This window comes from Microvirga massiliensis, from assembly GCF_001006805.1.
Classification (GTDB): domain Bacteria; phylum Pseudomonadota; class Alphaproteobacteria; order Rhizobiales; family Beijerinckiaceae; genus Microvirga; species Microvirga massiliensis.
Genome location: NZ_LN811353.1, coordinates 35970 through 45080, shown reverse-complemented (window position 1 = coordinate 45080; position 9111 = coordinate 35970). Strand labels below are relative to the sequence as shown.

Here is a 9111-nt window from a genome sequence, read left to right as displayed (position 1 = left end):
TAGAAGGATTCATAGAAGTGGAGCCGGAGGCTACCGGAAGGGCTGGATCAAGTCTGATGGCTTTTGCTGCTGAATGCCGGATAGATCGTATGCATCCGGCAATCGCTCGCTCAAACGCAAATTGGCTTATTTGCATTTGCGGTCAATCAACGATGCGAAAGCCGACGTCCACGAGGCTCCGCTCAACTGCCAGGTTTGACCCTGGCTGTGTGAAAACGCGGCCGGTGGCAGCTTACCCAATGACGTTCGGAGAATCCGATGGAACGCTTTGCCGAAGGCATGGATCGCAGCCAAACCACACTGCTTCCAGTGAGCCCCGGCAGTTGGGTCGACGAGGACAACCCAGTGCGTATCATCGATGCTTCCGTTTAGCCTCCGGCAGCGGCCTCCAGTTCTGCGATGTCGAACTTCACCATCTTGAGCATTGCCTCGGTCACCCGCTTTGCCTTCGCGTGGTCCGGATCCTTCATCAGCTCATCGAGCCTTTTGGGTGAAATCTGCCAGGAGAGCCCCCAGCGATCTCGCAGCCAGCCGCATTGTTCCGTGGAGCCACCCTCTTTGAGGACGTCCCAGAGCCGATCAATCTCCGCCTGCGTGTCGCATTCAACCATGATGGAGAAGCTGTGATTGAAAGGGTCGAGAGGGCCCGCCTCGATCGCCATGTAGCGTTGGTCGCCGAGGGTAAAGGACGCAATTTTGACGCTTCCCGCCGGGCCGCCGGGGGTATCCGCAGGTATCGTGGAGATCCATTCGATAGCCGAACCAGGTATCAAGGACGTGTAGAAGTTAATCGCCGCCTCCATGTCCTTTTCGAACCAGAGATTTTGAATAACTTTCATGGTCGTCCTCCCCTCAGAGATCGCCTGAACCGACATCGGCAGCTTTGGATCATCCGAACAGCCGGTGTCCGCCTTACGCACATCCTCAGGACGTTTGGAGAGAGCGGCGCCCGACAGGACGGTGGAAATTTTCTCGCACAGAGGTCGTTCTCTTGCATCAGCAGCTGGTCGGCGCTGGCACGTCCACTCATGAACAGCAAGCAAGCCATGTGCCCGGTGCATGATGGCAAAATGCATACGTGATGCGCTTGGGACGGAAGCGGGATTCGGGCCGCGTTCGGTTGCCGATCGGCCATCCGACGGGGCTTGGCCCCGACCAGGCAAGGAAACCCTGAGCCTGCCGAGGACTATCCGTTGCAAGCCTTTCGCCCGCACGGTCTCGATCCGGCGATTCCCATTTTCCTCACCGGGTTGTGTCTGGCGGGGGATGCCACCGGGGCATACGGTGCCCGCCCGATCAAGTGTCTGGACGTCAGCCATGGACCGGACGGCTCTCACCTCCATTTGGGCGCCGCGCATGCTCAGCATCCTGCGGATCATGACGGCGCTTCTGTTCCTGGAGCACGGCACCCAGAAACTCCTGGGCTTCCCACCATCTCCCAATCCCGGCCCGGCTCTGTTCTCGTTGCTCGGGATCCAAGGGGTGATTGAAATCGTGGGTGGCGTTCTGCTGGCGCTCGGCCTCTTCACGCGTCCGGTCGCGTTCCTCCTCGCGGGCGACATGGCGGTGGCCTACTTCATGTCCCATGCGCCCCGGAACTTCTTCCCGGTCCTGAACGGGGGTGACGCCGCGATCCTCTACTGCTTCGTGTTCCTCTACCTGACGCTTGCCGGGCCGGGTCCCTGGAGCCTGGATGCCCTGCGGGATCGGCAAGGGACGGCGTAGGAGGCTCTCGAAGGCGGACTGATCACGATCCACGTCGAGCTGGAAGACGATGGAGCGAAGGACGCAGATATCGCCGCGGGTGGCTCTGGCCACATCAATAGGTTTGGAATGATCGGGACCCGAGCAGCAAAATGGAGCCGGTCATCAACAACAGGACCGCAGAGGCCCTGAGCTTGGAGCTCCTGCCCATGCTTGTTGCTCAGGCAGACGAGGTGATCGAGTAGCCCCCGCACGGGCTCGAAAACGCGCCCAGCAGTTTCGCAGAAGCGCGTTTCATGGATTGTAGCCAGGGGGCTCTTTCCTCATTCGATTATCTTGTCGGCGCGGGCGAGGAGTGCGTCCGGGACTTTGATGCCGAGCCTCTTAGCCGTCCCAAGATTGATGGCCATCTCGAGCGTGGTCGCCCGCGAGACGGGCATTTCGGCAGGGTTGGCGCCGTTGAGGATTTGGCCGACATAGGTGCCCGCCTGACGATAGGCACCCGCAATGCTCGCCCCATAACTGATCAGGCCGCCATCCTCCACGTAGTCGCGCAAATCATAGCTCGCCGGGATGGCATGATGTGCCGCCAGCGCGATGAGCGCTTTTCGCTGGCTCGTGAAGAAGGGACTGCCGCTGACCAGGATCGCGCCGGCGCCCGCTTGGATAATCCCCGCGAAGGCGGCATCGAACTCATGCTCGCTTTCGGTTCTCACCACCACGATGGGCCGCCCAAATCCGCGCGCGGCCGCTTCCACGGCCGGCAGCTCGCTGCCGCCTTCGGGGTAGCGCGGATCAAGCAGTACGGCGATGGCAGAACCTTTGGGGGCCAACTCGTGCAGCAGCTCGAGCCGTTTCACCCCAAGCGACTCGCCACCGAAGAACGTGACCCCCGTGAGATTGCCGCCCGGCCGGTAAAGGCTCGAGACAAGGCCGCTCTTGACCGGATCGTCGGCCAGCACGAACACGATGGGGATCGTCGCGGTCGCGGCCTGGGCGGCCCGCACCGCAAGGCCATTCCCGACGATGGCGGCCACCTGGCGGCGAACCAGATCGGCCGCGAGACCTGGCAGCCGCTCCAAGTGATTGTCCGCCCAGCGATAGTCGATTTCTACATTCCGGCCCTCGACGAACCCGACCTCACTCAGCCCCTCCCGAAATGACTTGACCAGATGCGCAAAGGGCTTGGACGGTGTGCTGCGGAGAAAGCCGACGATGGGTATCGTGGGCTGCTGCGCACGCGCGGCGAGCGACCACCCGGTAGCCGCGCTTCCCAGGAGTGCGATGAATTCGCGCCGTTTCATCAAGACACTTCCCCATCTTGCCTCAGCATACCCGTAGCCGTCGCTTCTGTCGTGGGCTGCCAGAAGGCGACATCCGGGTTCGCCCTGTGGCTCACATCGGATTCTCAAGAACCTCCACACGAGCTTCGCGGATGGCCGTGTACGCAACAGTCCCAAGGTACGGGGATAAACCAGGGGAAGGACACCGTGCCTGGCGTATTCCTGTTCTTCTGGTTCGGATGGCCTCTGATGCAACGCAAGCCAGAACAAGCCCAGGGTGAACATGACCTACTGCCGCGCCTCCTCAGCCCCCACTTTGTCCGCGAGGGCGCGATGCGGCGCTTCCGAAACCGGCAAGACAAGAGGATGTCATGGCTGCAACCGAAATCCGTGTCTGGGATCCCTTTATCCGGATCGCCCATTGGCTGATCGCGGCCGGGGTCCTTCTCAACTGGTTCACGGACGAGCCGCTGTGGCTGCATACCTGGGTTGGTTACCTGATCGCGGGTCTCGTGATCGCCCGGGTTCTGTGGGGCTTCACGGGTCCGGAGCACGCACGTTTCGTGAGCTTCTTGCGCGGCCCCCGCAGCGTCTTCGATTATCTCGCCGGCCTGGTCCGCTTCTCCTCTCGGCGATACGTCGGCCACAGCCCTGCCGGGGGCGCGATGATCGTGGCGCTTCTGTTCATGATCGCCGTGACAGCCGGGACCGGAATGGCGAACCTGGCCGCGGATCGCGGAGAGGGCCCGCTCTCTGGCATAATTGCCAAAGTGGAGCGTCCACCGCGCGTTCCAAGCCAACGCCGCCCGCCGCTTCTCATCAAGGAAGTCCATGAGACGATGGCGAACATCACGCTTTTCTTGGTCGTCCTGCATGTCGGCGGCGTTGTCCTGGCAAGCCTCGCTCACCGGGAAAACCTCGTCCTGGCGATGGTCACCGGACGCAAGAGGGCCGAATAATCGACCAGCGCATTCCAATACAGATGTGGGTTGTCAACCCCGCACCCGTGCGGGGTTGCCGAAGGCTGTTGCTCCGGCGGGCACGTCGCAGATCACCACACTGCCTACGCCGATCATGGCATCACTGCCGATCGAGACGCTTGGCAGGATGATCGCCCAACACCCGGTCCCAACGCTGTTCCGCCACCAAACAGCTAGCGGACGACTGGTTCAACCCCGATGTCGAAATGCAGCACTTCCTCACGAATTCCAAGCTTTTCATAAAGCGCAATGGCCGGATCGTCGCCATGATCGGCCTGGACATAGACGACCCAAGCACCGCGCTCTGCGGCAATGCCCCGCAAATGCTGGATGAGAGCGGTTGCGATTCCCTGCCGTCGATGCGTCTCGCGGACGGCAAGGTCATAGATGTAGAACTCGCGTCGTGCTCTCTCGAACTTGTCGAGTTCGTAGGCGACGAGCCCACCCAGAACCTCTTCTCCTGCGAGGGCCACGAGAGCAATCACGTGTTCCTTCGCGAGGATTCCCTCCAGGTAGGCGTCACTCGGCGGCTCGGCCCCGTACGTCTCGGGATCGGCGAAGGCATCGCCGAACAACGCATTGAGCTTCCGAAAAAGCCCGACGTGGGTAGGCCTGAGGCGGAGAATCATCATAGGCGCAGGAGACATCATCCATGCATATCGCGATTCGTCGTATAGCATCGGACCCAAAAGTAGATTCCACTTTTAGGACCAATCCGATGCTTCGGTTCTTGAGCGGCGCAAGCTGGCTTGGATTTGTATGACTGGCCATTATGCTCCTTGGCCCATACCGAGACTCGTACTCTCGAGAAATCCCATTTCTGTTTGGTTCGCTCCCGTGGCAGCCAATCGAATCCAACCGGTCGCTCCTCTCGTGTCAGGTGCTTTTCCTGCTGAATTCCGAAAGGACCGCAGGCGATCATTGACACGGCCATCGAATCGAGCGGCATCTCCCGTCCATGTCAGATGGCTTGCAGATTGGCACGCATGGGCTCCCAGATCGAGATATCACGTGGCTCGCTGAGAAGCTCGGGAAGCGCCCGGTGCCAAGCCTCGCGATAGGGGCGATTGACCTGGACTGCCAGAACGTCCTCGTGGCTTTCCCATGTCTCGTAGAGCATGAACCGGTTCGCTGAAGCAGGATCCCGGTGCAGGATCGCGCGATGGAGCACCGGTTCGCCGCGCATCGCGTCGAGCACGCCGTTCAGCAACTCGAGAAACTCGTCGCGCTTTTCCGGCACGACCTCGAACTTGATCACATAGGTGACAGGCATCCATCAATCCTCAGTCGGCGCACGCTCGAAGGGCGGCGGGAATGTCATCGGTTTCATTCACGGGCGAAGCAGGCGAGGTCCTGGTTCAGGCGCTCCTTGTGGGTGAAGTAGAGGCCATGAGGACCACCCTCGTAGACCTCGAGCCGTGCTCCCGGAATCAGGGCCGCCGCCGGACGGCCGGTCAGTTCGAGCGGCGCCGAGGCATCTTTGTCCCCGTGAATGATCAGCGTGGGAACCTCGATTCTTGCTAGTTCCGGCCTGAAGTCGGTCGACATCTGGATCCGGTTCAGCTCGCCGGCCGCCTGCAGTGACGTCCGAGTCATCATCCCGATGGTCCAGTCGATGACGGCCCGTGACGTGCCTGGCCCGAAATACGGTTCGGCATTCGCCTCGGCCCATCCGGGAAAATCGCCGAGGAATGCGCGTCGTGCTTGCTCGATCGCCGCGCTGTCGATGCCGCCTGGATTGTCGGTGGTCCGCAGAAGAAAGGGAATCGCGGCAGGCGACACCATGATCACTCGCGCGACCCTGTCCGTCCCATGGCGCGACAGGTAGCGGACGATCTCACCGCTCGCGAAGGAGTGACCGACGAGCGTCACGTTCTCCAAACTCAATGACTGCACGACCTCGGCGAGGTCGTCCGCAAGGGTGTCGAAGTCGTAACCCGGCCCGGATCACTCGATCGGCCATGGGCCCGCCGGTCATAGGCGATGCAGCGAAAGCCGCCACGCGACAGAGGCTCCATCTGATATGCCCACATGTCCGAACTGAGCGTCCAGCCCGACAGGAACAGCATCGGGGTCCCGGCGCCCCAGTCCCGATAGAACAGGGCGGTGCCATCCTGCGTCGTGATGCGGTTCGGGAGCAGGATGCGGGCATCCTTCGTCGCGATGTTCATCTTGCCGATCACCTACGGTTCTCGCTGTCACGAACAGGCAGGCCGGTTACGACAGAGATGGCGCCCGGTGTCTTTCACCCGCCCGTTCAGGGGCGATGACCATGGATGGCACGGTGCACGGTGTCGATTACGCCGGAGGTAATGGACAAGGTCATTGGAAGAGAGTCGTTCTTGGCGAGAACGATCGCATCCTCTCGATTCCTCCAACAATCGCGGCCTTCGACCGCGCGACCCGTCAATGGGCCACTTGAATCAGCGGCCGCTCGCCGTCACCCAATCTCTCTCGCGTTATCTGAACCGCCCTGCCGCTCTCCCATGCCGGTGAGCGAGAGGTAGCCCCTTCCCGACCGGGATAGGGGCGGATCGTCAGCCCATAGGTGTCCTCTTCCCCTTCAGGCTCTCGCCTCGAAGTAGTGACACCAGCCCCGTGGACTGATCCGGCCTTCGACGATCTCGCAGCCGTGCGGAGCGCGGAAATGCCGGCATCGTCCGCAGCGCTCCCACCCGTTCGGCCGGTCCTGGTAGAGCGCGAAAAGCTTCGGCACGTTCCGGGGGATCCCGCGTTCCGTCATGGGCATGCAGGCCGACAGCGCACCGGTGCCGGCCGTGGCAGCGCCGAGCAGGGTGCCCTTCAGGAACACGCGGCGGGAGACGGCACGGCCATCCGGGCCGATCAAGGTGACGCGATTCCGCTGCTCGGGCATGGCGATCTCCGTTGGTAACCGAAGCCCCCACGCTCGGCGTGATGCGCTCGTGCGGATCGAGCGTCCACGTGCTGGTAAGCAGGCCGCCCAACCCTCGGGTCGAGGCCGCCGCTGTCCGCGCCCGCCCTATCGGCGAGGCGAAATCCTCCTGACCACCGACCGAGTTGCCGGCAGCACCTTCCGGCCCTCGGATCATGTCCATGCACTCCGCCTCTTCGCCCTGCGGATCGCACGGTCGAATGCCTCTCGGGAATCAACCCGCTTGATCTGAGCCGCGTTCCGGGCTCTCCAGCGGCTCGCCACAGCGGAACGCATTCAGACGAGCAGCGCTGACATGCGCGAAGCGCGCTGTCGCGACCGCCTGCCCCGTCGCAGTGCGAGATCGGCCGGGCCATCCTGGCGCGCCGCGACTCGCCCGTGCGCGCCCGGTTGCCCATAACGCGGGAACCTGGACGCGCCTTCCGCATCCAATGCGACGGGCGCTGACACCGTCGCGCCCACGCCGCCACGCCCTGGCCGGGACAAGCCCAGGCTGGCTTCGGATCAACGGACGAAGACACCGAGACCCAGGAACCATCGCCAGCCGGGCCGCTTGATCATCATGTCCCAGCTTGAGCCCAACGGAGTTCCCTGGATCCACAACGCACCGTTGCGGATCCCGGACTCGCTCGCGACCCAGGAGGTCTCATCATGAATCTGCCCCTGCCCGGAAAGCCGGACTGCTGCTGGGTCGCGAGCGCGCCCAGGACGGACTACCCGGCCCTCTCGGGCGCGCAGGACTGCGACGTGGTGATCGTCGGCGCCGGCATCGTCGGGCTGACGACCGCCCTCTCTCTCATCGCCGCGGGCCGGTCGGTCATCGTCCTCGAGGCGCGTCGAGTCGGGCGGCAGGTGACCGGGCGCTCGTCGGCGAAGATTACCGCGCAGCACGGCCTGATCTACCGCCATCTGATCGACGCCTTCGACCGTGAACGCGCGCAGGCCTATGCCAATGCGAACCGGACCGCGCTCACGATGATCCGCACCTGGATCTCCGATTTCGACATCGCCTGCGAATACGAGCCCAAGTCCGCCTACACCTACACGTGCGATTCGAGCCGGATGGGGGACATCCAGAGAGAGGCGGAAGCTGCTCGGGACCTGGGGTTCGATGCACGCGTCCTCGATCGAGCGCCCCTCCCCTTCGCGACGGCCGGAGCGCTGGAGTTCCCGGATCAGGCGCAGTTCAACCCGGCCCGCTATCTCGTGGGCCTGGCGCATGCCGTCGAGGCCCGGGGCGGGCGGATCTACGAGCAGAGCCGTGCCAAGTCGTTCGAGCCCGACAAAGGATGGCGCATCGGAACCGATTACGGGACGGTGCACGCCAGGCAGGTGGTGATCGCGACCAACATCACCGTGAAGAGCCCGGTTGGCTATGCCAATCGTACCCAGCCGCGCAGCCACGTGGTGATGGCCTTCCGCACCGAAAATCCGGCAGCCGTCGACGGCATGTTCATCAGCATCGACGACCCGACCCATTCGATCCGCACGGGCCGGGATGCGGACGGTCCCGTGATCCTAACCCTCGGCCCGCGCTTCAATACCGGGCAGGACGGCGACGTCGCCCACCGCTTCCGCGACTTGGAGGCCTGGACGCGCGCCCATCTCCCGGTTCGCGAGGCGGTCTGGCGCTGGTGCAACGAGGACTACGACACCGCGGACCGCGTGCCCTATGTCGGCCAGCCGGACCCGAAGGAGGCGCCCGGCTTCTTCGTGGCGACCGGGTTCAATGGCTGGGGCATCAGCAACGGCACGGCCGCGGGCCTCCAGATCGCCTCGGAGATCGCCTCCGGCTCGCGCCGCTGGGGCAAACTCTACGATCCGAACCGACCCGCTCCCGAGGACTTCCATCAGAGCGGTGATACGCAGTCGCTCGTCGACGATCTGGCACGGATCGCCCTGGGCCAGGGCGGCGTGATCACCCGCGGCGAGGAGAAGATTGCCGTCTGGCGCGACGAAGGGGGCCATCTCCATGCCGTCTCGGCGAGTTGCACCCACAAGGGCTGCACGGTGACCTGGAACAATGCTGACCGGACCTGGGACTGCCCGTGCCACGGCTCGATGTTCGAGCGCGACGGAACGGTGATCCATGGACCCGCCCGCGAGCCGCTCGCTCCTCGGGAGGTCTGACGGGCCTTGGCCCCGCTGGAGGCCGGGCTCGCGGCAGCGTGGTCGCCTACGCCCTGCCCATGCACGGATGAAGAGGCCGGCGTGGCTCCAGGACCGTCAC

10 protein-coding genes and 1 pseudogene are annotated in these 9111 nt (G+C 63.5%); 3 read left to right on the top strand and 8 right to left on the bottom strand.

The window, feature by feature from the left end:
- Nucleotides 1–368 precede the first annotated feature (368 nt).
- Nucleotides 369–839 carry a VOC family protein gene (locus tag BN1233_RS12860; RefSeq protein ID WP_046864008.1) on the bottom strand — a complete coding sequence of 157 codons (471 nt, stop codon included), beginning with the start codon at nucleotides 837–839 and terminating at the stop codon, nucleotides 369–371.
- Nucleotides 840–1317: 478 nt separating this feature from the next.
- On the opposite strand from BN1233_RS12860, the gene BN1233_RS12855 reads away from it, so the two are divergent.
- Nucleotides 1318–1725, top strand: a complete 408-nt coding sequence (locus tag BN1233_RS12855) for a DoxX family protein (protein WP_046864007.1) — start codon at nucleotides 1318–1320, stop codon at nucleotides 1723–1725.
- Nucleotides 1726–2027: 302 nt separating this feature from the next.
- On the opposite strand, the gene BN1233_RS12850 is transcribed toward BN1233_RS12855, so the two are convergent.
- The gene (locus BN1233_RS12850; protein WP_046864006.1) at nucleotides 2028–3008 is read right to left on the bottom strand and encodes an ABC transporter substrate-binding protein; all 981 of its coding nucleotides are present in this window, start codon (nucleotides 3006–3008) and stop codon (nucleotides 2028–2030) included.
- 350 nt (nucleotides 3009–3358) lie between these two features.
- Here BN1233_RS12850 and BN1233_RS12845 point away from each other — a divergent pair, with 350 nt between their 5' ends.
- Nucleotides 3359–3946 (top strand): cytochrome b/b6 domain-containing protein, encoded by a 588-nt coding sequence (locus BN1233_RS12845; RefSeq protein ID WP_046864005.1) that lies wholly within the window; start codon nucleotides 3359–3361, stop codon nucleotides 3944–3946.
- 33 nt (nucleotides 3947–3979) lie between these two features.
- Here BN1233_RS12845 and BN1233_RS49655 read toward each other — a convergent pair.
- The 6 genes and pseudogenes from BN1233_RS49655 to BN1233_RS12825 all read right to left on the bottom strand — a co-directional run.
- Nucleotides 3980–4102, bottom strand: a pseudogene (locus tag BN1233_RS49655) (sugar O-acetyltransferase); the annotation flags it as partial.
- A 38-nt stretch (nucleotides 4103–4140) separates the two neighbouring features.
- The gene (locus tag BN1233_RS12840) at nucleotides 4141–4599 is read right to left on the bottom strand and encodes an AAC(3)-I family aminoglycoside N-acetyltransferase (RefSeq protein WP_063776702.1); all 459 of its coding nucleotides are present in this window, start codon (nucleotides 4597–4599) and stop codon (nucleotides 4141–4143) included.
- 329 nt (nucleotides 4600–4928) lie between these two features.
- Nucleotides 4929–5240 (bottom strand): putative quinol monooxygenase, encoded by a 312-nt coding sequence (locus BN1233_RS12835; protein WP_046864004.1) that lies wholly within the window; start codon nucleotides 5238–5240, stop codon nucleotides 4929–4931.
- Nucleotides 5241–5293: 53 nt separating this feature from the next.
- Nucleotides 5294–5863, bottom strand: a complete 570-nt coding sequence (locus tag BN1233_RS12830; RefSeq protein ID WP_280139447.1) for an alpha/beta fold hydrolase — start codon at nucleotides 5861–5863, stop codon at nucleotides 5294–5296.
- Nucleotides 5851–6138: an alpha/beta fold hydrolase gene (locus BN1233_RS50530; RefSeq protein WP_280517142.1), complete on the bottom strand. Its 288-nt coding sequence runs from the start codon at nucleotides 6136–6138 to the stop codon at nucleotides 5851–5853. The genes BN1233_RS12830 and BN1233_RS50530 overlap by 13 nt, the downstream gene beginning before the upstream one ends.
- Nucleotides 6139–6530: 392 nt before the next feature.
- Nucleotides 6531–6842 carry a twin-arginine translocation signal domain-containing protein gene (locus BN1233_RS12825; RefSeq protein WP_048709094.1) on the bottom strand — a complete coding sequence of 104 codons (312 nt, stop codon included), beginning with the start codon at nucleotides 6840–6842 and terminating at the stop codon, nucleotides 6531–6533.
- A 690-nt stretch (nucleotides 6843–7532) separates the two neighbouring features.
- Here BN1233_RS12825 and BN1233_RS12815 point away from each other — a divergent pair.
- Nucleotides 7533–9011, top strand: a complete 1479-nt coding sequence (locus tag BN1233_RS12815; protein WP_147707216.1) for an FAD-dependent oxidoreductase — start codon at nucleotides 7533–7535, stop codon at nucleotides 9009–9011.
- The last annotated feature ends 100 nt before the right edge of the window (nucleotides 9012–9111 follow it).

Excerpts from the sequence above, each read along its gene's own strand:
- BN1233_RS12860 (WP_046864008.1), bottom strand. The coding sequence starts at position 839 with ATGAAAGTTATTCAAAATCTCTGGTTCGAAAAGGACATGGAGGCGGCG.
- BN1233_RS12835 (WP_046864004.1), bottom strand. The coding sequence starts at position 5,240 with ATGCCTGTCACCTATGTGATCAAGTTCGAGGTCGTGCCGGAAAAGCGC.
- BN1233_RS12815 (WP_147707216.1), top strand. The coding sequence starts at position 7,533 with ATGAATCTGCCCCTGCCCGGAAAGCCGGACTGCTGCTGGGTCGCGAGC.
- BN1233_RS12855 (WP_046864007.1), top strand. The coding sequence starts at position 1,318 with ATGGACCGGACGGCTCTCACCTCCATTTGGGCGCCGCGCATGCTCAGC.
- BN1233_RS50530 (WP_280517142.1), bottom strand. The coding sequence starts at position 6,138 with ATGAACATCGCGACGAAGGATGCCCGCATCCTGCTCCCGAACCGCATC.
- BN1233_RS12850 (WP_046864006.1), bottom strand. The coding sequence starts at position 3,008 with ATGAAACGGCGCGAATTCATCGCACTCCTGGGAAGCGCGGCTACCGGG.
- BN1233_RS12845 (WP_046864005.1), top strand. The coding sequence starts at position 3,359 with ATGGCTGCAACCGAAATCCGTGTCTGGGATCCCTTTATCCGGATCGCC.
- BN1233_RS12825 (WP_048709094.1), bottom strand. The coding sequence starts at position 6,842 with ATGCCCGAGCAGCGGAATCGCGTCACCTTGATCGGCCCGGATGGCCGT.
- BN1233_RS12840 (WP_063776702.1), bottom strand. The coding sequence starts at position 4,599 with ATGATGATTCTCCGCCTCAGGCCTACCCACGTCGGGCTTTTTCGGAAG.